Annotated in this window: 22 protein-coding genes; 7 read left to right on the top strand and 15 right to left on the bottom strand. The window is 36.0% G+C overall.

Annotated elements, in window-relative coordinates; all coding sequences use genetic code 11:
- Window positions 1-224 precede the first annotated feature (224 nt).
- The 4 genes from J0M08_04900 (at window position 225) to pnp (ending at window position 3625) form a co-directional block, all read left to right on the top strand.
- Window positions 225-455 (top strand): hypothetical protein, encoded by a 231-nt coding sequence (locus tag J0M08_04900; GenBank protein MBN8702378.1) that lies wholly within the window; start codon window positions 225-227, stop codon window positions 453-455.
- Window positions 445-783 carry a type II toxin-antitoxin system PemK/MazF family toxin gene (locus tag J0M08_04895; GenBank protein MBN8702377.1) on the top strand — a complete coding sequence of 113 codons (339 nt, stop codon included), beginning with the start codon at window positions 445-447 and terminating at the stop codon, window positions 781-783. Before J0M08_04900 ends, J0M08_04895 begins: the two co-directional genes overlap by 11 nt.
- A 309-nt stretch (window positions 784-1092) precedes the next feature.
- On the top strand, window positions 1093-1362 hold the full coding sequence (gene rpsO / locus J0M08_04890) for a 30S ribosomal protein S15 (GenBank protein MBN8702376.1): 270 nt from the start codon (window positions 1093-1095) through the stop codon (window positions 1360-1362).
- Window positions 1363-1507: 145 nt separating this feature from the next.
- Entirely contained in the window at window positions 1508-3625 is a 2118-nt protein-coding gene (gene pnp, locus J0M08_04885; GenBank protein MBN8702375.1) for a polyribonucleotide nucleotidyltransferase, read from the top strand.
- A 53-nt stretch (window positions 3626-3678) separates the two neighbouring features.
- Here pnp and J0M08_04880 read toward each other — a convergent pair whose 3' ends face one another.
- On the bottom strand, window positions 3679-4023 hold the full coding sequence (locus J0M08_04880; GenBank protein MBN8702374.1) for a DUF4296 domain-containing protein: 345 nt from the start codon (window positions 4021-4023) through the stop codon (window positions 3679-3681).
- A 104-nt stretch (window positions 4024-4127) separates the two neighbouring features.
- Here J0M08_04880 and J0M08_04875 point away from each other — a divergent pair, with 104 nt between their 5' ends.
- Window positions 4128-4937, top strand: coding sequence for an SDR family oxidoreductase (locus tag J0M08_04875; GenBank protein ID MBN8702373.1), 810 nt, complete (start codon window positions 4128-4130; stop codon window positions 4935-4937).
- 5 nt (window positions 4938-4942) lie between these two features.
- Here J0M08_04875 and J0M08_04870 read toward each other — a convergent pair whose 3' ends face one another.
- The 12 genes from J0M08_04870 to gap form a co-directional block, all read right to left on the bottom strand.
- The gene (locus tag J0M08_04870; protein ID MBN8702372.1) at window positions 4943-7372 is read right to left on the bottom strand and encodes a phenylalanine--tRNA ligase subunit beta; all 2430 of its coding nucleotides are present in this window, start codon (window positions 7370-7372) and stop codon (window positions 4943-4945) included.
- Between the two features lie 73 nt (window positions 7373-7445).
- On the bottom strand, window positions 7446-8042 hold the full coding sequence (locus J0M08_04865; GenBank protein MBN8702371.1) for a 1-acyl-sn-glycerol-3-phosphate acyltransferase: 597 nt from the start codon (window positions 8040-8042) through the stop codon (window positions 7446-7448).
- A 17-nt stretch (window positions 8043-8059) separates the two neighbouring features.
- On the bottom strand, window positions 8060-9433 hold the full coding sequence (locus J0M08_04860; protein MBN8702370.1) for an alkaline phosphatase family protein: 1374 nt from the start codon (window positions 9431-9433) through the stop codon (window positions 8060-8062).
- Window positions 9434-9514: 81 nt separating this feature from the next.
- Window positions 9515-9919 carry a methylmalonyl-CoA epimerase gene (gene mce, locus J0M08_04855; protein ID MBN8702369.1) on the bottom strand — a complete coding sequence of 135 codons (405 nt, stop codon included), beginning with the start codon at window positions 9917-9919 and terminating at the stop codon, window positions 9515-9517.
- 11 nt (window positions 9920-9930) lie between these two features.
- Entirely contained in the window at window positions 9931-10347 is a 417-nt protein-coding gene (locus J0M08_04850; GenBank protein ID MBN8702368.1) for an IPExxxVDY family protein, read from the bottom strand.
- Window positions 10348-10435: 88 nt separating this feature from the next.
- Entirely contained in the window at window positions 10436-11155 is a 720-nt protein-coding gene (gene rnc / locus J0M08_04845; protein MBN8702367.1) for a ribonuclease III, read from the bottom strand.
- Window positions 11156-11161: 6 nt separating this feature from the next.
- A complete protein-coding gene (gene fabF / locus J0M08_04840; GenBank protein MBN8702366.1) occupies window positions 11162-12409 on the bottom strand; it encodes a beta-ketoacyl-ACP synthase II in 1248 nt (415 codons plus the stop codon).
- Between the two features lie 24 nt (window positions 12410-12433).
- The gene (locus J0M08_04835; GenBank protein MBN8702365.1) at window positions 12434-12676 is read right to left on the bottom strand and encodes an acyl carrier protein; all 243 of its coding nucleotides are present in this window, start codon (window positions 12674-12676) and stop codon (window positions 12434-12436) included.
- A 131-nt stretch (window positions 12677-12807) separates the two neighbouring features.
- Window positions 12808-15027, bottom strand: coding sequence for an OmpA family protein (locus J0M08_04830; GenBank protein MBN8702364.1), 2220 nt, complete (start codon window positions 15025-15027; stop codon window positions 12808-12810).
- A gap of 21 nt (window positions 15028-15048) precedes the next feature.
- Window positions 15049-15975: a type IX secretion system membrane protein PorP/SprF gene (locus J0M08_04825; GenBank protein MBN8702363.1), complete on the bottom strand. Its 927-nt coding sequence runs from the start codon at window positions 15973-15975 to the stop codon at window positions 15049-15051.
- 45 nt (window positions 15976-16020) lie between these two features.
- On the bottom strand, window positions 16021-19836 hold the full coding sequence (locus J0M08_04820) for a gliding motility-associated C-terminal domain-containing protein (GenBank protein ID MBN8702362.1): 3816 nt from the start codon (window positions 19834-19836) through the stop codon (window positions 16021-16023).
- A 99-nt stretch (window positions 19837-19935) separates the two neighbouring features.
- Window positions 19936-20940, bottom strand: coding sequence for a type I glyceraldehyde-3-phosphate dehydrogenase (gene gap / locus J0M08_04815; GenBank protein MBN8702361.1), 1005 nt, complete (start codon window positions 20938-20940; stop codon window positions 19936-19938).
- A 186-nt stretch (window positions 20941-21126) separates the two neighbouring features.
- On the opposite strand from gap, the gene J0M08_04810 reads away from it, so the two are divergent.
- On the top strand, window positions 21127-22314 hold the full coding sequence (locus J0M08_04810; GenBank protein ID MBN8702360.1) for a hypothetical protein: 1188 nt from the start codon (window positions 21127-21129) through the stop codon (window positions 22312-22314).
- 1 nt (window position 22315) lies between these two features.
- On the opposite strand, the gene J0M08_04805 is transcribed toward J0M08_04810, so the two are convergent.
- Together J0M08_04805 and J0M08_04800 are read right to left on the bottom strand one after the other, a co-directional pair.
- Window positions 22316-23335, bottom strand: a complete 1020-nt coding sequence (locus J0M08_04805; protein ID MBN8702359.1) for a flippase-like domain-containing protein — start codon at window positions 23333-23335, stop codon at window positions 22316-22318.
- Between the two features lies 1 nt (window position 23336).
- Window positions 23337-23687, bottom strand: a complete 351-nt coding sequence (locus J0M08_04800; GenBank protein MBN8702358.1) for an aspartate 1-decarboxylase — start codon at window positions 23685-23687, stop codon at window positions 23337-23339.
- A 99-nt stretch (window positions 23688-23786) separates the two neighbouring features.
- Here J0M08_04800 and asnS point away from each other — a divergent pair, with 99 nt between their 5' ends.
- Window positions 23787-25169, top strand: a complete 1383-nt coding sequence (gene asnS / locus J0M08_04795; GenBank protein ID MBN8702357.1) for an asparagine--tRNA ligase — start codon at window positions 23787-23789, stop codon at window positions 25167-25169.
- Window positions 25170-25254: the final 85 nt, after the last annotated feature.

The raw sequence follows: 25254 nt of genomic DNA, 5'->3' as shown, positions 1-25254 counted from the left end.
AACAGCACCTACAAAAAATTGGCGGTTCAGTGGTTAAATGAAGCTTTGTGCTTCGTATCAAGTTCATTGCTGGCAGACAGTTTAGTACTTCGAAATCGCCAACTTCTTGTAGCTGCAAAACGTTAGCAGTAAGCGGTATAAAGACCGAAACCGAGAAAAGATTTATTGGGAATTATTTGGAGTATATACTTTTAATATATACCTTTGTGCAAAGACCTTAAATCATGAAGACCTTATCTTTAAAACTTGACGATCATATATTTGACGAAACAGAAAAGTTGACCTCTAAGCTAAAAACAGCAAGAAACAGGTATATTAACGAAGCGCTAAGTATATACAATCTGTTCAATAAAAGACGCTTGCTTAAAAAACAACTTACTAAAGAAGCAAAGGCAATTAAAGCGGACTCTTTAGAGGTGTTATCTGAATTTGAAAAGCTAATCGATGAAGATTAAGCAATTTGACATCTGGCTTGCCGACCTAAATCCAAGCCGAGGTACGGAACCTGGAAAAACAAGGCCAGTTGTAATCATTCAAACAAACCTTTTAAATGACGAACACTCATCGACCATAATTTGCCCTGTGACAACCAATGTTAAGACGGACATTGAAATATTACGCGTACACTTAAAAAAAGGACAGTTGGAAAAACCGAGCGACATCCTTGTTGATCAAATTCGTGCAATTGACAATCGCAGACTCATAAAAAAAGTTGGACAACTGACAAAAGACCAAAAAACAAAACTGAAAGAAAATATTAAGGTGGTGTTAGACCTGTTATAGGTAACGCCTGTGGCTAACAACAAACAGCTCCAATAAATTTTGTATATTGACAATTAGACAGCTTGGTAAAATTTACTGGGGCTGTTTGCAAACCGTTAGGTGCAAGACTGTAAGCTTCCCCAACGTTCAGCCAGTTAAAAACACAAAAAAACCAATTGCAACACACAACCAACAAACCATAAAACACTAACTAACAACAACTTAACAGCAATTAGAAACAATTTGCCAAATTACTAACAGTCAATTTTGTTAATTTCTTAAAAAGCCTTATCTTTGCGTTCCTAATAATAAATAGAAATAGATATAAACATGTATTTAACAGCAGACGTAAAGAAGGATATCTTTAAAAAACACGGCAAATCAGAAAAAGACACAGGTACTCCTGAATCTCAAATTGCTTTGTTTACCCACAGAATAGACCATTTAACAGGTCATTTATCTAAGGCGCGTAAAGACGTAAACACACAAAAATCTCTTATAAATTTAGTAAGCAAAAGAAAAAGACTTTTGAATTATCTAAAAGCTAACGATATTGAAAGATACCGTGCTATCCTTAAAAAATTAGACATTAGAAAATAATTATTTTCTACTATTGATTTTGAAAGGGCAATTTTACAAAAGTTGCCCTTTCGTATTAAAAAGCAAATACACAAAATAAATTATACAAACGGTATAATTTGGTTAAGACAGAGAATAAATAAAAACAAGTTAAAAATTAAGTACAATGAAAGGAATTACAAAAACATTTGACATAGGAGACGGCAGAACCATTACTCTGGAAACAGGTAAGCTGGCTAAACAAGCAGATGGATCGGTAGTTGTAAAACATGGCAACACCATGTTGTTAGCAACTGTAGTATCTAGCCCAAAAGCAAAAGAAGGAGTTGATTTTTTACCTCTTTCTGTAGATTACCAAGAAAAATTTGCAGCTACAGGTCGCTTCCCAGGTGGATTTTTTAAACGTGAAGCAAAATTATCGGATTACGAAGTATTAATAAGCCGTTTAGTAGATAGAGCGCTACGTCCGCAATTTCCTGAAGATTACCACGCAGATACACAAGTAATGATTTCCTTAATATCTGCCGACAGAAATATTATGCCCGATGCATTGGCTTGTTTAGCAGCCTGTGCTGCACTAACGGTATCAGATATTCCATTTAATGGTCCGGTATCGGAAGTAAGAGTTGGTAGAATTGATGGCAAATTCAAAATAAATCCTACCATATCCGACATGGAAAAATCAGACATGGATATGATTGTTGCCGCTTCTCCTACAGATATTGTAATGGTTGAAGGAGAAATGAAAGAAGTATCGGAAGCTGATATGCTTGCTGCAATTAAATTTGCACACGAAGCTATAAAGGTTCAATGTAAGGCACTTGTTGAGTTTGCTGAACAAGTAGGCAAAAAACCGGTACGTGCATACGAAAAAACAATAGTAAACGAAGAACTTAAAGAGCGTGTTCGCAAGGCAACTTACGATAAAATATATAAAGTTGCTGCACAAGGAAACCCAAACAAAAACGAACGTAAAGTTGCATTTACAGCTGTTTTAGACGAATTTATGGCTTCACTTTCTGAAGAAGAAAAAGAAGAAATAGGTGGAACATGCGAAAAATATTTTTACGATTTGCAATGGGAAGCTGTTCGCAGAGCTATTTTAGATGAAGGAAAACGTTTAGATGGTCGTAAAACCGTTGATATTAGACCTATTTGGAGCGAAGTAGATTATTTACCTGCTGCACACGGATCGGCTATTTTTACACGTGGCGAAACGCAATCGCTTACTACCGTTACATTAGGAACTAAACTAGATTCACAAACTATTGATGGTGCTATATTTCAAGGCAACACCAACTTTTTGTTACACTACAATTTCCCTGGATTCTCTACTGGCGAAGTAAAGCCAAACAGAGGTGTAGGTCGTAGAGAAGTAGGACACGGAAATTTAGCATTGCGTGCATTAAAAAATATTTTGCCAAAAGAGTCGCCTTATACCATACGTATTGTTTCTGATATTTTAGAATCAAACGGATCATCTTCTATGGCTACGGTATGTGCCGGAACATTGGCATTGATGGATGCAGGTATAAAAATAAGCAAACCGGTTGCAGGTATTGCAATGGGATTGATTACCGACAACAAAGGAAAAAACGCTGTATTGTCTGATATCCTAGGTGATGAAGATCATTTGGGTGATATGGATTTTAAAGTAACCGGAACTACCGATGGTATTACAGCTTGCCAAATGGATTTAAAAGTATATGGCTTACCATACGAAGTTATGGAGCAAGCTCTAGAACAAGCGCGCAAAGGACGTTTACATATTTTAGGAGAAATGGCAAAAACTATTACTGCTCCTAAATCAGAATTCAAGGCACACGCTCCTCGTGTAGAACAAATTATTGTAGCTAAAGAATTTATTGGTGCTATAATTGGTCCGGGAGGAAAAATTATCCAAGAAATGCAACGTGAAACCGGTGCTACTATTACCATAGAAGAAGTAAATGGCACAGGTGTAGTTGATATTTTCTGTGATAACGCAGAAGGCTTAGAAAAAGCAAAATCAAAAATCAAAGGAATTGTTGCTATACCTGAAATTGGAGAAACATACCATGGCACCGTAAAATCAATTCAAGCGTATGGTGCTTTTGTTGAGTTTATGCCTGGTAAAGACGCACTATTGCATATTTCCGAGATTGATTGGAAGCGTGTAGATAATGTTTCAGAATATTTGAAAGAGGGAGATAAATTACACGTAAAACTAATTGGTGTAGATGAAAAAACCGGAAAATTCAAATTATCTCGCAGAGCGTTGATTTCAAAGCCACAAGAAGCGTAAAAGTTAAAATAGTAATAAAAAAGGCGAGAGGAAAATTTTCTTCTCGCCTTTTTTTATTGGGATTCTTTGGCTTGCCGTTTGCTTAGTTCATTGATTACCTCATCGTAAACTGCCACCATTTCGACTGGATGTTGCGCATAGTAGGCCAATGCATCTTCGTAATATTTCTTTGTTATTCCGTTCTTTTTGTAAATATTTTCAACTTGGTTAGAATCGCCTTCCTGCTTAAGTAAACCCAATGTTAACTGAGCTTCTAAAATATGAATATCAACCATTGTGTTAACAATTGTATCCTTACTAAAAGTAGGTTTTTGTTCGTTCACTGTATCGGAATTGCTGCACGCAATTAAAACAACCGAAAGAATTCCTACAAAAAATAATTTATGCACTATTTTCATCAGTTTTATTTTACGTAAATGGTCTTTATACCTGATTCAAAATTAATATATTTGAGCTACTAATCATATTTATAGGAATATAACCTACAAAGCATCTAACAAATTTGAAATCTAGTTTTAAAAATAAAGTTGTTTGGATAACCGGTGCGTCATCAGGCATTGGAGAGGCACTGGCAAAGGAATTAGCAACTCGTGGAGCAAAACTGGTACTTTCTGCCAGAAATACTCAAACATTAAATGCAATTAAAAAACAATTGCAGTTAGACGACTCGCGATGTATTGTTCTTAAAATCGATTTAGAACACGAAAGTAATTTTTCTAATCATGTACTAACTGTTGTAAATAATTTAGGTGCAATAGATATTCTAATAAACAATGCAGGTATTAGTCAACGCTCATTTGCCGTAGAAACGTCAATTGAGGTAGATAAAAAAATAATGCAAGTAAATTATTTTGGTACAGTTACCCTAACCAAAGCAATTTTACCTCACATGATAAAAAACAACTCGGGGCATATTGTTGCAATTAGTAGTATTGCCGGAAAAATCGGGTACTTTTTACGCACCTCCTACTCTGCTTCAAAACATGCGCTACACGGATTCTTCGATTCGTTACGCATGGAAGTTTATAAAAACAACGTAAAAGTATTACTAGTTTGCCCGGGCAAAATAAAAACAAATATTTCTGTTAATGCGCTTACCGGCACAGGCGAAAAGCACAATATAATGGATGATTCGCATTTACGAAAAGGTGTGATTTCTGCGGAAGATTGTGCAAATCAAATTTTGGCTGCTATTGAAAAAGGGAAAGAAGAAATTTATATTGGAGATGCTCGAGGCAAATTAGGTTTACTCTTAAAAAGACTTATACCAGCTACATTTTCGAAAATAATTCGCAAGCAAAAAATTGAATAGCGGAACTAATTTCTAATTTTTGCACCAAATTTTTCCTCGTACACTTTCATCAATTTTGACATTACAGCCTCTGTTTTAGCATCGGTAAGAGTTGCCTCTTCATCTTGTAATACAAAATTTAGTGCATACGATTTTTTTCCTTCTTCTATATTCTTTCCCTTGTACACATCAAATATATTCACACTTTTGAGCATCTTTTTCTCTACTTGAAAAGCAGCCTCTTTCAATTGATTAAACAACACATGTTCATCAACCACCAATGCTAAATCTCTTTTCACTTCCGGGAATTTAGGTAAGTCTTTAAAAAATTCTGTTTTAGTTGGAATGTTTTTCAACAACTCATCTACATGAATTGTTGCGTAAAAAACAGACTGCTTAATATCAAATTTCTTCAACATTTCAGCCGGCACAGAGATTACTGACGCAACCTCCTTTGATTTTACCGTATATGCAATTTTATCTACACCGGAATCCGTTTGCTGTACATGCTTAGAATAGGTAACCCTAAGTGAAGCGATAAGTTTCTCGAGCACTCCTACCAAATGAAAAAAAGTAACCTGCTTTGAAGGAGAATTCCAATTTACTTCAGCCACATTACCACACATAAAAAAGGAAAGATGCTCTTCTTCTACATACGCCCACTTTTCGGAGGATGATTTTTGATATATTTTTCCCAACTCAAATAGTTTCAAATCCGTATTCTTTCTGTTTTGATTATATGCTATAGTCTCTAAGCCACTATACAATAAATTATTTCTCAATATGTCTAAATCCGCACTCATTGGATTAGCAAGCTTTACAGCTTTTTCTAAATCGCTTGCTGAATAATACTTGGAAGATGTTAATGAGGTGCACATAATTTCCGAAAAGCCCCACCCTACCAATAAATCGTTTATTTTAGATACCAGTTGCTGCTTATTCGGTTTCACAGAAAACGAAACGGAAGAATTTAATTTTGTAGGCAATTCAATATTATTAATTCCATAAATACGGATTACTTCTTCTATCAAATCTATTTCTCTTGTTACATCGGCTTTGTTGGTTGGGGCTGTAACTAACAAGGCATCTGTTCCCTCCGAAAGTATTGCCACACCAATACTTTTAAAAATATTTTTTATTGTGCTTCGTTCTAATTCTTTCCCCAATTTTGCATCGCAGCTTTTGTAAGAAAAGCCAATTTTTATTGGCTCTATTATTGAAGGGTACACATCTGTAATAGTATCTACAACAGTTCCTTCTGCCAATTCCGAAAGTAGAAATGCTGCACGTTGTAATGCTTTAACAGTTATATTAGGATCGGCACCACGTTCGTATCTAAATGCAGCATCTGTTTTTAAGTTGTGCTGCTTTGCTGTTTTACGAATTGATACCGGATTAAAATACGCGCTCTCCAAAAATAAATTTTTTGTTTCGGTTGTAATTCCTGAATGCAATCCTCCAAACACACCGGCTATACACATAGGCTCAGATTCATTACATATAAGCAACTCTTCTCCACTTAGCGTACGCTCTACACTATCCAGAGTGGTAAACTTAGAACTTACATTTGCTCTTTTTACAACAATTTTATTTCCGCTTATTTTATCAGCATCAAAAGCGTGCAATGGTTGCCCATATTCAAACAGCACATAATTAGTAATATCTACAATATTATTTATAGGCTTTAAACCAATAGATTTCAAGCTATTTTTAAGCCATTCGGGGGATTCTTTAACTTGAATATTTCTTACATACAATCCACTGTATCTAGGACAAAGCTCGGTATCGGCTATTTCTATTTCAATTGGGAGAACTCCTTTGTTTACCGGAATATTTAATAACTGAGGCTCTGTAATTTCAAAATTACCTAAGCCTCTACAACTAATTGCAGCCGCTAAATCCCTTGCTACGCCCATATGCGAAGTTGCATCCGATCTGTTTGCGGTAAGTCCAATTTCAAATACAAAATCACTTTCTAACTTAAAGTAAGAAGCTGCAGGAGTACCAATGGCCACTTCATTAGGCAACACCATAATACCATCGTGTGAGTTTCCTAATCCAATTTCATCTTCAGCACAAATCATTCCTTCGGAATTTTGACCACGAATTTTTGATTTTTTTATTTTAAAGGGCTCGCCACTAACGGGATACAACGTAGCGCCAATAGTAGCTACCACAACTTTTTGTCCTGCAGCAACATTAGATGCTCCACATACAATTTGCAGTAATTCCGATCCACCAACATCAACGGTTGTAATACTAAGTTTATCGGCATCCGGGTGTTTCTCTTTTGTTTTAACCTCACCAATTACAATTCCTTGTAAGCCTCCAGGTACTGTTTCAAATTTCTCTACACTTTCTACTTCCAAGCCAATATCGGTAAGTAACTCCGATATCTGTTGTACCGATAATGAGGTGTTTATATATTTTCTAAGCCAGTTGTACGAAATACGCATAAATAGTATGTTCTAAGTAAATAAGAGAAGATGAATATAAATTTAAAAATGGAAATAGGCAAAATTGAACTTGCTATTTCCCGGCTACGGTAGCCTCTACATCAAATGCAAAATTCTCGGGAATTTTAGCCTGACTCGGATTGTAAAATGTTGCTATTTCTTGCAAATCTGCTTTCATATTTCCGCTTGGGTAAATAAGCTTGTGAATAGTAGTTCTTTTATTCTTGTAATCGCAAACACCAACAGCTATAGGAACTTTAGCTTTTACGGCAATATGGTAAAACCCTGTTTTCCATTTAGGATTGCGGCTTCTTGTTCCTTCCGGAGTAATGCAAATAATTAGCTCTTCGTGTTTGTTATACAGCTCCACAATTGAATCAACTAAACTTACCTTCTTTAACTTATTTTTTCCTCTATCCACACCAATAGCTCCTACACTGAGCATCATTTTTTTAAATGGAAATTTAAGCCAATCGTTTTTTATTGCAAATCGAACAGGTACTTTCATCATATAAAACGAAGTAAGGGCATAATACATATCCCAATTACTAGTGTGGGGCACTGCTATTAACAAATACTTTTTGGCCTCTTTTGGCAGTTTATTTTCAAATGTCCACCCTCCTAATTTAAAAGAAAGAAAAGTGAAAAATTTTATCAGTAATTTAATCATTGTATTTCAAGATAAATTTATTCCCCGTTCAACTGCGATTCAAGAATTTCATACGTCCAACGTTTAGCATTTTCCTTATCAAACACCTCAATCTTAACAACTCGTTTTTTATCTGCATTGCTATAAACACTAATTTTTCCATAATTCTGATCTGAAACCAATGTGTTTTCAATGCGTCCAGGTTTATTAAGTTCAGGTCCGCCTTTTATATTATACGCCCCTGAAGATACAGGAGAGCAGGTAAATTCATAAAAAGATTTACCGGTAAATGTTTTTATTTTCAATAGTTCTGTCAAATGTCTATCCCCGGAAATAAAAACCAAGCCTTTAATATTTTTTTCGGAAATAAAATTTATGAATTCGTTGTAATCATTTTCATACATGCCCAAACATTCCTTTTTAGCCATACCAATCGTATCAAGCATTTGACCTCCGGCAATGATAAACTTAAATTTAGAAGTAGAGGATGCTATATTATTCTTTAACCAATTAAGTTGCTCCTTACCCAATTGAGTAGTGGCCAATTTGTTTTTTTCAGGAGTACGATAATACCTGTTATCTACAAGAAAAAAATCTGCATCGGCATACGAAAATTTTGAATAAACACCTTTGTTGTCCGCTTCTCCATAGGTTTGGTTTCCCCAAAAATCCTTAAACAACTCCAACGAAGCTTCTTTCAAAGGAAATTCTCTATTGGCATCATTCGGACCAAAATCATGGTCATCCCAAATGGCGTAATTAGGTCTAGCATAAAATATTTTTTTCATCAACGGATGTTTGCGAGCATGAATGTATCTATATTCCATACCACTATTGGAACTATAGTCAACCTCGCGCAAATAAATATTATCACCAGTCCAAATCATAAAGTCTGCGGGCTGTTCAGCTATATGATCAAAAATTGCACTTTCAACACCGTAAGGTCTTCCCGGACGATCATATATAGAATCATTTAAATAAAAACAGGATGCAACAATAAAAGAAAAGTCGGGAGCAGGTTTTCGCCACTCCCACAAATCCTTTGTTGTAAGGCTATATACACCAGTCACAGTCTCCTTATCTATATTCAACTTGTAATTATACGTAGTGTTCATATCCAATAAAGGAAGGATAAACTTCACGGATATCGTTGTTCTATAAGGATTAAAAAATGCTGGTTGTTGATTTACTATACAAACTACAGTGGAAGTGTCCTTGGCTCCGGGCTTCCAATAACGAATAATGGCTTTCTCTGCCCTTCTATCCACCAAAAGCCACACACAAGCCTCTCTATGCTGTACATATCCAAGCATTGGTCCGGCTATATATTTTGATGGTGCTTTCTTTTTTTGAGCAGCAATTGAATTAGAAAAAAGAAAAAGTGTAGCTAGAAAAAAAAGGATTATTCTCACAAAATAAATTTTTAAAAGTTAAAGCCCACAAAGCTACACAGATATTATTAGTATGAAAAACGGCATTGCATTATTTCTATATTATTTTATCTCTTGACACAACTCCACCAATATTCCGTTGGTAGTTTTTGGGTGCAAAAAGCAAATAATCTTATTGTCTGCCCCGATTAATGGTTCTTTCGATAGAAGCTGAAAACCTAATGATTCTAAGCGCTTCATTTCACTTCTAATATCTGCCACTTCAAAAGCAAGATGATGAATCCCTTCGCCTTTTTTTTCAATAAACTTTGAAATAGCACTATCGTTTTTTGTGGCTTCTAACAACTCGATTTTAGTTTCTCCAATTTGAAAAAAAGAAGTGGTAACGCTCTCCCGCTCAACCGACTCTTGCTTATAAAAATTTTTATCAAACAGCTTTGCTATTAAGGTATTTGCTTCATTCAAATTTTTTACCGCTATACCAATGTGTTCCACTTTTAAAAACATAACATTCTTTATTAAAAAATTAGATTTTGTTTAGAAGGCAAGGCATTCACAGGCACAGCCATCGCCATTAATACAAAAGGAATTTCAATTAAATCCTTAATTAATTCTTTCTCGTTTTCCTTGGACATCGAACCTTTTACAAGCAAAAAAAAGTCCATTTGCTTTTGCTCCGGAATTAAATTCTTTCTTCCACACTTATTGCGAACCAAAAAAAACTCTTTATAATTCAACTCATCTACAAACGAAAACAGTGAAAAATGAAATACAGAATTTGACTTGGTATGAATTTCGATATCCTTATCTTTTACAAGTTGTAAATTAAATTTCTTATTGATAGCCCAAGAAATCCTGTAATCAGGCTCATGACATACAATCCCCGCCAAAAAAAAATCGTAATCGTAATCTATTTCAAGTTTGAATTTATTCATGGAAGAATTACAACGTACAAGTTACAATATTGATAATAGTTAAAACTTAACGGCATAATACATTGTACCTATTACATTGTACATATATTTAAATTTCCAATTTAAAGGAAGCAATCTCCGCAGCAAGTTGTTCTGCTTTTTTCTTGGATCTATTCATGGTTTCAGCCATCACTTGGTTGTCTACTTTTACTCGTATATAGAATAATTTATCCAATCCTTGTCCTTCCTCTCTTACCAACTCAAACAATACTTGTCTTTTGTTCTTTTGACCCCATTCAATAATTCTGCTTTTGTAATTATCCTCTGTAGTTACAACTTCATTAATATCGATATGCTTATCAACTAAATTTTTGAGAATAAAATCTCTTGACTTCACAAAACCCCTATCCAAATAAACAGCGCCTACCAATGCTTCTAGTGCATTTCCGTAAATATCCACACTTTCTTCCCTACGCACACTCACTTCTACCAATTCACTCAATCCAATGGTGGTAGACAACTGGTTTAACGAATTTCTACTCACAATGCGGGAGCGCATTTTACTCAAAAAACCTTCATCTTTATCAGGAAAAAGTTTGAACAAATGATCGGCAATTATCGAGCCTAAAATAGCATCGCCCAAAAACTCCAGGCGTTCGTTGCTATCTCGCTGTCCTTTTTGCGATTCTCTTTTTCCGGCAGTTGAAATATGTTTAAGTGCAGATTGATATATAGAAATATCATTAGGGGAAAAACCTAAAATTTTTTTCAGCTTTTCTCTAAGTATTTTTTCGTTTGCAGATGTTTTTGAAAATAAACGTTTAAACAAAACCTATCAATATTTTTTTACAATAATGGATGCATTGTGTCCGCCAAATCCAAAAGTATTACTTAAGGCAGCGCGAACGGTGCGTTTCTGGGTTTTGTTAAAGGTTAAGTTTAATTGATTATTTAATTCAGGATCGTCTGTAAAATGATTAATTGTAGGAGGAATGGCATCGTTCTTTACCGCCAACACACTAGCAATAGCCTCTATTGCACCTGCAGCTCCCAACAAATGACCTGTCATGGATTTGGTGCTGCTTATGTTTAGTTTATAGGCATGCTCTCCAAACACAGTTACAATTGCTTTTGTTTCGGCAATATCGCCTAGAGGAGTGGATGTACCATGAACATTGATATAGTCAATTTGGTCAGCAGACATTTCGGCATCTTGTAATGCTTGTTTCATCACATTAATCGCACCTAATCCTTCTGGATGAGGAGCCGTAAGATGATGCGCATCTGCAGTCATTCCACCACCTACAATTTCTGCATATATTTTTGCACCGCGTTTTAAAGCATGCTCCAACTCCTCTACAATCAACGCTCCCGCACCTTCTCCCAATACAAAACCATCGCGGTCTTTATCAAATGGGCGTGAAGCTGTTTCCGGAGAGTCGTTTCGCTCGGATAGTGCGTGCATAGCATTAAATCCACCAATGCCGGCTTCATTAACTGCTGCTTCTGAACCACCAGCCACAATTATATCAGCTTTACCCAAACGAATATAGTTAAAAGCATCTATAAGCGCGTTGGTTGAAGATGCGCATGCCGAAACGGTAGTAAAATTAGGCCCTCTAAAGCCAAATCGCATAGATATATGCCCTGAGCAAATATCTGCAATCATTTTAGGAATAAAGAAAGGATTAAATCTTGGGGTACCGTCTCCTTTTGCAAATCCAATACTTTCGGTAAGAAAAGTATCCAACCCACCAATTCCCGAGCCCCAAATAACACCCACTCTATCGTGATTAAAATTAGTAAGGTCTAAGCCACAATCTACAACTGCTTGATGAGCTGCTGCAATGCCGTATTGAGAATACGCATCTAACTTTCGCACATCCTTTCGCTCGAAATAATCCTCTGGCTTAAAACCTTTTACTTCGCATGCAAAGCGAGTTTTAAACTTGGATGCATCAAATCGAGTTATGGGCGCTGCTCCACTTTTGCCGGATAACAAAGACTCCCAAAATTCTGTTACAGAATTTCCTAATGGAGTAATTGCACCAAGCCCAGTAACGACTGCTCGTTTTAAGATCATGTGGCTAATTTTCTTTGAGAAAAATTACTTGATATTTGCTTCAATGTAGCTAATTGCTTCACCTACTGTACTGATTTTCTCAGCTTGATCGTCTGGTATCGCAATGTTGAATTCTTTTTCAAATTCCATGATTAGCTCAACAGTATCTAAAGAATCTGCTCCTAAATCGTTAGTAAAGCTTGCTTGTGGAGTAACTTCTTTTGCATCAACACCTAATTTGTCTACTATGATAGATGTAACTTTTGTTGAGATTTCTGCTGTTTTCATTATTTTAGTTTATATAATTTAGACTGCAAATATATATTTATAAAGCAAATTGAAAAAATTAAATTATCAACCTTTTAAACAACTGAAAAACAATTAATTATGGGTTAAAAAGTTGAATAGTTAATCTACAATTACTTCATTTTAACAATAATAAACTCTGTACGTCTGTTCAATTGATGCTCTTCTTCAGAGCATGTAGATTTAACAGCACCCTCACAAGCACAACCATTTATCAATTTACTTTCGCCATATCCTTTTCCGTAAATTCGACTTTGCTCAATACCCTTTGATACAATGTATGCAGCAGAAGATTTAGCACGTCTGTCGGATAGCGACATATTGTATTGCTTAGTAGCGCGACAATCTGTGTGAGATCCTAACTCAATAACCATTCCCGGATATTCTTTCATGGCCGCAACAATCTTATCTAATTCTAATGCAGCATCCGGACGAATGTTAGATTTATTTAAGTCGAAATAAATTGGTTTAATATCTATCATTTTTCCTAAATCGAGACCAACTTCAGGCTTTCCAAGCAACTCGATAAATTTATTATCGCCACCAACAAATTTATTTTCAAGCACGGATGTTTTAGGTAAATAATCTTTTTTTACCATATCTACTTTGTAGCTGTAGGCATCTCCAACCTTCGCAGTTGGAATTGATTTTCTTACTTGGCCATTTTCATCCGTTGTATCGTTTAAAATAATTAATCCGGAGTTTTTATCGTGTACAGTTACTTCCACATCTTTAAGTGGCGCACCGGTTTTTAAATCTTTTACTGTTCCTACTAATGCTATTGCATAATCTAAGTACAAGTCTTTTTTAATTTCCTCTCCGTCTTTTAAAGTATTGGTATTAAAAGGATTCTTTTGAGTTAAATAATCTGCTTTAGAACCTTCCAATTCATATTCTTTCTTAGGTTCAATATCAAAAGTATAATCGCCATTTTCTTTGGTAACAACTTCTCCAAGATTCACACCTGCTTTATCTTTTAATTGAACTTTTGTATTTGCCAACGGCTTTTTTGTAGCGTTATCGTATGCCACACCTTTAAGAATACAAGCTGGTTGTATCGGACGTAACGGAAGAATTGAATATATATCGTCATTCCCTTTTCCGCCATCTCTGTTGGAAGAAACGTATCCGTTGTCTTCGCTTCTAGATAACACAAAAGCAAAATCATCAGCCCCTGAATTGATTGGAATACCAAGATTGATAAGCTTTCTGAATCCACCTTTTCTATTAAACGGAGCCATGAAGATATCCATTTGTCCTAATCCGGCATGACCATTGGAAGAAAAATACAAGTTTCCATCTTCGTCCATGTACGGAAACATTTCGTTACCCTCTGTATTTATCCCGTTACCTAAATTTTCAGGAGTACCGATTGTCCCATCTTCTTTCAGCTCTGCTTTATAAATGTCTGTCCCGCCTTGTCCACCCGGCATATCCGAAATGAAATAAATAACCTTTTCATTATTGCTTAAGGTGGCATGCCCAACACTGTATTCGTTGCTATTTATTGCCAATTTCTCTTCTTTCCAATTTCCATCTACCATCTTGGCTCTATACAACTGCAAATTATTTACACCTTCGGTCGATTTTTTTGATTTCTTTTTATAATAATTATTTCTGGTGAAATACATGGTTTGACCATCGTTGGTAAAACACACCGGACCTTCGTGAAATTTAGAATTAATTTTTCCTTTTACTTTAACCGGATCAACTAAATTAAGCTTATCGTCTTTTGAAGACATGTATAAATCAAGGAAAGGACGCTCATTCCAAACATAGGTATTTTTTACGGTTGGATTCGGACTTCTGTTGGAAGAGAAAAACACTTTGTCGTTATAAAAAACAGCACCAAAATCATCAAATGCAGAGTTGCCATCTACATTCTTTATTTCAAAATAAGGATCTTGATTTTTTAATGTTGCTACAATATCTCTGTTGTTAGAAAAAGAAATTGCTCTGGTATCTTTATTATTTAGCGAATAAAATTTTTGCAATACCGCATCAGCACCGGTATATTTTTCATTTGCTTTTAAACACTGTGCATAGTTGTACAACTCCTCATTAGTCAATTTATTTTCGTCATACATTTTTTTGTACCAAATCTCAGCATTCTTAGAGTCTTTTATTTTAAAATAGCAATCCGCTAAACGTCTTACACTTTGCTCACTTGTAACATTATTCTTTATTAATTTTTCATATAAGCGAGCCGCTTCAACGTATGCAAAAGATTCATAATATTTATCGGCTCTTTTTTCTTTTGCTGATTGAGCATTAGCAAAAGCGCACAGTAAACTAAGTAATACTATTACTAAATAGGGTTTTATTGTTTTCATAAAGTGGTTAAGTTCTTTCTACTAGAAGTATCTTGGAGATTTGTATTTGTAACGGTTGTAAACAAAATCGTAACGAAGCATTAACTCGAAAGTTCCATTGTTTACTTTATTCAATCGTGTAATTGTAAAGTCGTATGCACAACCAACCCAAAACTGCTTAGTAATATTATAGTTTAACAATGCGCCAAAAGAATCTTTCCAACGGTGCATTAATCCTACACCTAATTGATCGTAAAACAAGGCTTCTAAACTTCCATCAATAGACACTGGCGCATTTTTTACTATCTTAACCAAGGTAGTAGGTTTTAGTTTTATTACATCGGTTATGCGCACTACAGCACCTGCAATTGCAAAGTAGTGTCTTCTTTCTAAAGCTGTTTGTTGTGCAGAAATAGTAGAAGTTTTAACTTTTGTTTGCAACATATGAGGACTGCTCAATCCCAAATACCAATGCTTTGTGTAGTAATAGGCTCCAAATCCGATATTGGGTTTTATGCTTCGCTCTACATTGCTGTTTACAAAAGAGGGATCGTTTCCTGCAATTGTTTTTACTCCAGCCAACTGTGGTTGGAATAAATTTAAACTTCCTTTTGCTCCGAAAGCTAACGTGTTGTTTTCGTTGAAACGAACGCTGTATGAATAATCTACATTAACATTTGTTTCATTAACAGGACCAATTTTATCATTTACCACAGACAAGCCCAAACCCATGTTCATTATTTTTAAAGGTGTGTGGGCAAAAAATGTTTGCGATGTTGGAGCTCCTGCTAATCCAACCCATTGGCTGCGGTGCAGCAAACCTAGTGACAATGCTCCTCTGCTTCCTGCATAAGCAGGGTTAACAGAAATAGTATTGTACATATATTGGGTGTAATGTGCTTGCTGTTGCGCTTTTGCAGTAAGAGCTGTAAGTACAACTAAACCTGCTATTATTATTTGCTTTTTCATGGTTATCAATTTTTATTTATCAATCACAATTCAACATTCAAAATTTTATTTAGCTCCGTCTCTATTTACATATACGTATCCACTTAGCTTCATCAACTCGCTATCTTCAGTTACTCTATAAAATATAACATAGAAGTATGTGCCCTCAGGTACAAATCCATCGCCTGTTCCAAAGCTATTGTTGTTTGTGCCATCCCACTTCACTTTGTTGTTGTCATATTGCTTGCCTTCGAATACAATATTACCCCAACGATTAAAGATGGTTACCTCATTTCTTGGGAATGATTCTATGCCTTTTAATTGGAAATAATCATTTATACCATCACCGTTTGGAGAGAATCCCTCAGGAACAATTATTTTATTGTTTTTATCTCTCCAATCTAATTCGGTTGTAGCGCTATTTACAAGTGGGAATGTAGAAGATGTTGGAGGACCATCATTGTTTGCAACATTAGGGATAGCATTTGCAGCTATTGTTCCGTCTATGTTATCATACGCATCGTCCAAACCATCATTATCAGCATCATTACCGGTAGCAAGATCGTCCGGAGCTCCATCTCCATCAAAATCATTTCCTTCGATAATATCTGAAAAATAATCTCCATCCGTGTCTAAGTCTAAATAATCAGGCTTGTCCATTCCATCTGTATTGGTAGGTGTTAAACCAGAACCACCAAAACCAACATAATTATCATACGAATTTAAAATTCCGTCATAGTCTGTATCATTTGTAGATGGCGCTACATAGCCTGTAGTTGTTTGTGCTTCTATATTATCAACAATACCATCGTTATCCGCATCTATATCTAAATAATTAGGAATTGGATCTGAATCGCTATTGGTAAGTGTTAGTGGTGTTCCTCCGGTTGTAGGGTCAACTAAATCTGCTAAACCATCGTCATTAGAATCAGGAATACCTGTGCCTGTTCCTGAACCAATTTGTCCATTATTATCTGGATCTGTTCCCCCAGCCTCAACGACATCAGTGATACCATCGTTATCGCTGTCTAAATCAATTAAATCAGGAGTTCCGTCTTTATCAGTGTCCTTGTTAGGAGTATTAGTTCCTGTGATAGGATTTTCTGCTGTATCCGGAATTCCATCGTTATCATCATCTAAATCGGTATTATTCGGATTTCCATCTCCATCTGTATCAAAAACATCTCTCCAATCTAACTCTGCACTACCTCCATCAACATTCGGGAACTTAGAAGATGTTGGAGGTCCATCGTTATTAGAAACATTTCCTAGTGGGTTAGAGCTTGCAACTACATTATCGTACGAATCGTCTATACCATCGTTATCAGCATCATTACCGGAAGGCAGCACATCCGGAACGTTGTCGCCATTAAAGTCGTTTCCTTCTGTTAAATCAGGATAGTTATCGTTGTCGCTATCTAAATCTAAATAATCCGGAAGATCTGTAGCATCTGTATTAACAGGTGTTACACCCGAGCCACCAAATCCGCTAAAATTATCATACACATCTAAAAGACCATCTTTATCTGCATCGGTAGCAGTTGGCAGAATGTATCCAGTTGTTGATTGTGCTTCAATATTATCAGCAATACCATCGTTATCGGCATCTAAATCTAAATAATTCGGCACATTATCTGAATCACTATTTGGATATGTTAATGGAGTTCCTCCTGTTGTAGGGTCAACCAAATCAGCCAATCCATCGTTATCAGAATCCGGAATACCGGTACCTGTGCCCGAACCAATTTGTCCGTTGTTATCAGGATCTGAACCTCCATTCTCCACAACATCTGTCATTCCATCATTATCACTGTCTATATCAGAACTATTGATTATACCATCTCCGTCAGTATCCATTGTTGCACACACACCTTTGGCATTCAACGTACAAAATCCAGGGTCTTGATAATTAGGAACTCCATCATTATCTGCATCTCCATGCGGATCGGCACCACCAATACAACTAAAGCTAGTTGCTCCAACACCACAAATCTCAACAACATCAGGAACACCATCGTTATCGTCATCTAAATCTATAATGTCATCTTCCCCATCGCCATCTATATCACACGCTACTGATGTAATTCCAATTGTAACAGTATCTGAACAGCCTGTATAGGCTTTGTAATATGCGTAATAAGTACCTACCGATGGAATTGCAGCAATTGTGTTAGTAAGTGCAGCGTTCGAGTAAAAAGTATAACCTACTAATGTTGGAAACTGTGTAGCAAAAAGTGTTCCAGGGCAAGTTTTAATATTTGAGATATTTGCAGGTTTTGTGCATGAATTCTGAATAGTAAGCGTGGTTACATTTGAAACAGGACAATTACTAGAATTTTTTAATCCTGATGTACTACCATGTTTTTGGAAATTACCTGATATCTGCCCAATGCCATAAGCCCATGCCCTATTGGTTATTGTGTTGTTACACAAAAGTGCAACACAATTAGTTGTAACTACTGTTTTATATACAAATACCGTACTATCTGTTCCACCTGAAGAGTTTAACACATCTCCGCCACTTGTAGCATTTGCACCTGTTCCAATACGAACACGCACAACTCTACTAGAAGTAATGTATTCAGCCTGATCGTCTGATGAAACATCTGTTTTAGGGCCACTGTTTGGACCATAAGTAATATTAATAGACCCCGGAACAAATGTTTGATTTTGTGCCACGCTATCACGCACGTATGAGTTAACAGAAACATCGTTCCCGTTATTGTAGGTTACTACGGTATAAATTAATGTATCTCCGGGATTTAGATTTCCACCATTTGCATCTTTAATGCGCACTACAGAATGCAAATCAGGCTCGTAAATATCTACAGCCATAGAAACCATTTGAGTTAGATAACCCTCTACCACTGTTCTTAAACGCAGCGTTGCAGATGTATCATTGTTTGAAATGTATTGTTTTGATGCATTATTTGGTAAGAATATAGAAGCATCAAACCCAAGCGTATTGCTATAATTAGGTATCGTGTAAGGACTAAGAACTCCATTATAACTTAAACAGCTATTAAAAATATTTCCTGCATTATGAGATGCATCCGAAACAGCTTTAAAGCTGGTACTGCTTGTTCCCTTAAACAAAAGAGAATCTTGAGTATAATCTCTATCGCCATCAAAAGACATATGCCCAATTTCAAAATTTACAGCTCCGGAAGGAGGTGTAAAAATCCCGTTCAAATTTATATCAGTTGTTGGATTGGTGCTCATTACATGAGATAAACCACCAAATACAGTAAGATTGCGCAATGGCTTTGTATTGTTTTTGTATACAACCACCAAGTTCCAGCCTCCAAATCGGTTACCTACACCACCACGCGCAGTAACATCAGCAACGGTAATACGTGCATTACCACCTACAGGCTGCATAAGAGATGTTATGTCTTTAAAGCAATGGTAGCTAGTAAAAGTCAATACGTTATCTAGTAAACTATCTGCGGTTAGATTAATATAAGAACCGTTGTTAATCTTAATTTTAACATCTCCTCTGGTTGCATAATAGGGCGATCCGGAAAATGTTTCTCCCCCCCAAAATAATCCAGCCCAGGAAATTTCGCTACATGCCGGTAGATACAAGCTATCCGAAGAAGACATAAATGTAGACGGGTCTCCATCTATATCAATAAAGTTGTTGTTAAAATCGTTGTTTTTACCGGTTCCGGCAGGAGGAACCTCATTTTGAGCTGCGCAACCGCCATCGCAAGTGGTAGCCGAATTTGCAACGTACTTTATACCACCTCGTTGATTGGTTTGGTAATAAATTTTAAATGGATCTACTAATTGAGAATACGTAGTTTTGGTTAAGGTTACAAAACCAATAATTAAATATACTGCCAACAACGGCAGTATTGCTCTCTGGGTAAGTTTCATACTGTGTGGTTAAGAAAATTTATGCAAATATAACCTCAAATGCATCAAAAGTCAACCTATTTCACAGATATAATAAGTAGTTTGCTGAGCAACAAAGACTTAAAGTTCGTTTACCTTACAAACGAGTTCCGCTAATCGAGCCGAATATCCCGATTCATTATCGTACCAACCCATTACTTTTACCATATTACCTACAATTGAGGTAAACTCAGCATCATAAATACACGAATTAGGATTATTAACAATGTCGATTGATACAATTGGATCTTCGGTATATTCCAATACTCCTTTCAAATTACCTGCAGCGGCTAATTTAAATGCCTCATTTATCTCTTTAACAGTAGGTGTTTTTTTAAGGACGCAAGTAATGTCGGTTAACGATCCATCCGGAACGGGAACGCGAACACCACACCCTCCTAATTTTCCTTCTAAATGAGGAAAAATTTTAGTAATTGCTTTAGCAGCTCCGGTAGAAGTAGGCACAATAGACAATGCTGCTGCTCGGGCTCTTCGCAAGTCTTTATGTGGTGAGTCGTGCAAACGCTGATCTCCGGTATAGGAGTGAACAGTAGTTATATATCCGTCTTCAATACCCCAATGCTCATCTAACACTTTAATCATAGGCGCTGCACAATTTGTGGTGCAGGAGGCATTTGATATAATAGTGTCGCCTTTCTCTAAAATAGCATCATTTACTCCAATTACGATTGCCTTTATGGTATTATCTGTTGGAGGGGCTGATAACACAACCTTTCTAGCTCCTGCATCAATATGTTTTTGCGCACCAATCCTATCTAAAAATAAACCGGTACATTCTACCAATACATCAATTTTCAACTCGTTCCAAGGCAGCACCGAAGGGTCTTTTTGTGAAATAATCTTTATTCTTTTGTTATCCACAATCAGCTCCTTTTCTTCAAAAGTGATAGTATCTTTTTTATAAGAGCCATGTATAGAATCGTACTTTAGCAGATGCGCCAATGTCTTAGCGTCTGTTAAATCATTAATAGCTACAACATCTACAAGTGGATTGGCAAATAACTCTCGAAAGGTTATTCTACCAATTCGTCCGAATCCGTTTATGGCAACTCTAATTTTTTGCATATTTTTTGGGTTGGTTATATTTAGTATAATTGTTAAATTTACGAAAATCAAACGTTTTATTTATGGGATTCTTAAAAACAACAACAAGCGATGACGGAGCAGGGACATTTGCTGTGGTATATGTTATATTTGCCATTATGTGCCTGCTTGCAATTGTAATTTTTGGATAATTTTAATGTTTGATGGATGTTAACTAAATCCACAAACATTACTAAAAAAAACATTTACTCAACAACTCATTTTCGCTTTTTACGAAGCGGGGATGAGTTTTTCTATTTTTTGCACGAACTAATTACCAATGCTAAAAACGAAATACACTTACAGTTTTACATTTGGGAAGACGATGAAACCGGCAATTTTTTAATACCACCCCTATTAGATGCCATCAAACGAGGAGTTAAAATTTATATTGTTTTGGATGCATATGGCTCTTCCGGGTTTTCCGGAGAAATTAGAAACAAGTTAGAATCTGCAGGTGTAATCATAAAACTTTATTCGCGCATTTTTTCAAAAAAAAGAATTCAGCTAGGCAGGCGCATGCATCAAAAAATTGTGGTGGTAGACGGAATCCATGCACTGGTTGGAGGAATTAACATTTCTAACAACTACAAAGGAACCTCCCAAAGCACCGCTTGGCTAGATTTTGCGGCTTATACAAGAGGCGAGGTTTCTATTGCCATTAGAAATGATTGTATTAAAAAATGGAAACTTGCTGAACAAAAAAAATTATTTACCGACAACTATACCAAAAACACATCGATAGAAAAAGGCTCGATATCTATTTCTTTACTAGAAAACGATTGGCTAAAAGGGAAGCTAGAAATATCTAGATATTACAGACAATTAATCAGGGAATCAAAGCAGGAGCTTATTCTAGTTGCCAGCTATTTTTTACCGGGAATTCGCTTAAAACGCTTACTAAAAAAGGCTGCTAAACGTGGTGTTAAAATTTGCTTTATTGTTCCTTCCAAATCAGATGTGGCAATTGTTGAATATGCAACAGAATACTTTTACGCATGGATGATTAAAAATAATTTTTCTATTTACAAATGGAAAAACGGTATGGTACATGGAAAAGTAGCTATTGCGGACACAACCTCTGTTACCATTGGCTCCTACAATATAAACTGGCTAAGTGATTATGGGAGTTTGGAATACAACATAGTACTGCACAATCAAGAGGAAATACTAAGTGTAAAAAATCAATTGCAAGAAATTATAAAAAACGAGTGTGTTGAAATTAAAAACACAGAAGTAGAATTTACATATTTTAAAAAAATAAAAAATTGGATTTCGTTCTTATTGGTTCGCCTTTCGCTGAATGTACTAATGCTAGTTATTAAAAAACCTGCAAAAAAACTATCAAAAAAATAATTTATTTTCCCTTATTAAAAAGCGGGAGCGCTATTAACGAAAAAGCTCCAATAACCAACACAAGTGCTACTTGTGCTGCCCATGCAATCCAAGCAAAGGCAAAGGCAATAACAAACGGGACAGAAAATATTGCCAATGTTTCGATTACCAATTTCTGATACGCACCGGCACCACCCGGAACAAACATAATTCCAAGACTTCCGAATATCAATACACACAATGCCTCCAGTATACCCAAGTGTTTTGTTTCTTCGAAAGACAAGAAACAAATATGAAGTGCTCCATAATACAAACCCCAAATCAAAATTGAATAAAAGCCAAAAAGCACCGGATGCTTTATTTTTTTAATTGCTACCAACCCTTGCATAAATCCTTTTATCATTCCTCTAAACTTATCTACCAACGTAGCTTTTGAGGCATCTGTACTTTTCTTTGCGAATAAAAATTTATACACAACAAAAATCAATGCGACTGTAATTAAAAGAAAAACAACTAATGCAATAGGATTAGAAGTAAACCTATCTATTTTTTGCAAAGCTGGATTAATCAACTTTTCGGAGGCAAACGAATACAATATTTGCGCTTTCAATAACAAAGTAATTGCCGTTATAACAACTAAACAAATTACATCAACTGCTCTCTCAGCCACGACTGTTCCAAACGATTCGTTAAATGGAATTTTTTCGTACTTCGTTAAAACACCGCACCGAGAAGCTTCTCCGAGCCTTGGCAATGCTAAATTTGCTAGATAACCAACCATTACAGAAAAAAACATATTGCTCCCTTTGGGATTATAACCAAGTGGTTGCAATAACATCTTCCAACGTACAGCCCTAACAACATGGCTCAAAATACCAATTATAATGGAGGCTCCAATCCATGTATAGTCTGCCTTTTCAAAGGCTATGTATATTGATTTTTTTTCTTCAGCCGTTATATCCTTTACCACTAACCATACCAAGAGCACACTTAAGGAAATAAAAAAAAGGACTTTTACTACGGATGAAATTTTAGTATTCAACTTAGTTCAGCTTGTTGGTTTCGCTATTGGGGAATATTTGGGTTGGCGTAAACTTTTTAGCCTCCTCAAAATCCATAGAGGCGTATGAAATAATTATAACAATGTCGCCAACTTCTCCTTTTCGTGCAGCAGGACCATTGAGACAAATAATACCAGAACCTCTTTTCCCCTTTATAACATAGGTTTCTAGGCGCTCGCCATTATTAAGATTTACTACTTGAACCTTTTCGTGTTCAATTAAATTGGCGGCATCCATTAAATCCTCGTCAACTGTTATACTGCCAATATAATGTAATTCAGCCTGTGTAATTTTTACACGGTGAATTTTAGATTTTAAAATTTGAGTTTGCATAGCACTATAAAACTAAGAAAAAATCGGGAATATAGAACGCTAGATTGCTTTTCTCAAATCAACTTATTTTTTGTTTTTTTGCATAAACATTCATTCATTATGGAAAAGCAAACAATCAAGCAGTTATTACAATCTACAGATTACAATACAGAAGTATCTATAAAAGGGTGGGTTCGTACCAAACGTGGGAATAAAAACGTTGCTTTTATAGCATTGAATGATGGCTCAACTATTAACAATCTGCAACTTGTAGTTGATTTTACTGCTATTTCGGAAGATGTTTTAAAACCTATAAATACAGGGGCTTGCGTAAGTGCTTCGGGAACGCTGGTTAAATCGCAAGGACAAGGTCAAACAGTGGAAATACAAGCTAAATCTATTGAGTTATTGGGCGGTGCAGACGAAAGCTTTCCTTTGCAAAAAAAGGGACACACATTGGAATTCCTAAGAGAAATTGCACATTTAAGACCACGCACCAATACCTTTGGCGCTGTGCTTCGCATTCGACACAACATGTCCTATGCTATTCACAAATTTTTTAACGACAAAGGCTTTTTTAATTTACACACTCCAATCATAACCGGATCTGATGCAGAGGGTGCAGGCGAGATGTTTCGAGTTACTACACTTGATTTGAATAATCTTCCAAAAAACGAAGATGGATCTGTAAACTATACCGAAGATTTTTTTGGAAAGGTAACAAACCTTACTGTTTCCGGACAATTAGAAGGAGAATTAGGAGCTTTAGCACTCGGAAAAATATATACATTTGGCCCAACCTTTAGAGCAGAAAACTCAAACACTCCACGCCATTTGGCTGAATTTTGGATGATTGAGCCGGAAGTAGCTTTTAATGATTTAGAAGACAACATGAACCTTGCGGAGGAAATGTTGAAGTACCTGGTTAAATACGCATTAGACAATTGTTTAGAAGACCTTACCTTCTTAAACACCATGTATGATAAGCAATTGCTAGAACGATTAAATTTTGTAGTAACCAATCCGTTTAAACGTATTACCTATACGCAGGCCATTGAAACATTGACTTCTTCCGGAAAAAAATTCGAATTTAAAGCCGAGTGGGGAAGCGACTTGCAAAAGGAACACGAAAACTATTTAGTAGATCATTTTAAAGCTCCTGTTATAGTTACCAATTACCCTAAAGACATCAAAGCTTTTTACATGAAGCAAGATGCTGACGGGAAAACGGTTCGTGCAATGGACATTTTATTCCCATACATTGGCGAGATTATTGGTGGCTCGCAGCGAGAAGACGATTACACAAAATTACATACACGTGTAAAAGAAATGGGTATTCACGAAGAAACATTATGGTGGTATTTAGAAACCAGAAAATTTGGCTCATGTCCTCACAGTGGATTTGGTCTTGGATTCGAACGATTAATGCTATTTGTTACCGGAATGACCAATATTCGTGATGTAATTCCATTCCCTCGTTTTCCAAAGAGTGCTGAGTTTTAAAATTGCAGAACTTGATTCTAAGTTGTATTTTTAAATATCATCATGCTTTGACTCTGCTTGGCATGACAAATCTAAATGTTACCCT

Source organism: Bacteroidota bacterium (assembly GCA_017303975.1).
GTDB lineage: Bacteria > Bacteroidota > Bacteroidia > JAFLBG01 > JAFLBG01 > JAFLBG01.
The sequence above is the reverse complement of the archived record's forward strand: the minus strand, read 5'-3'. Positions and strand labels throughout refer to the sequence as shown.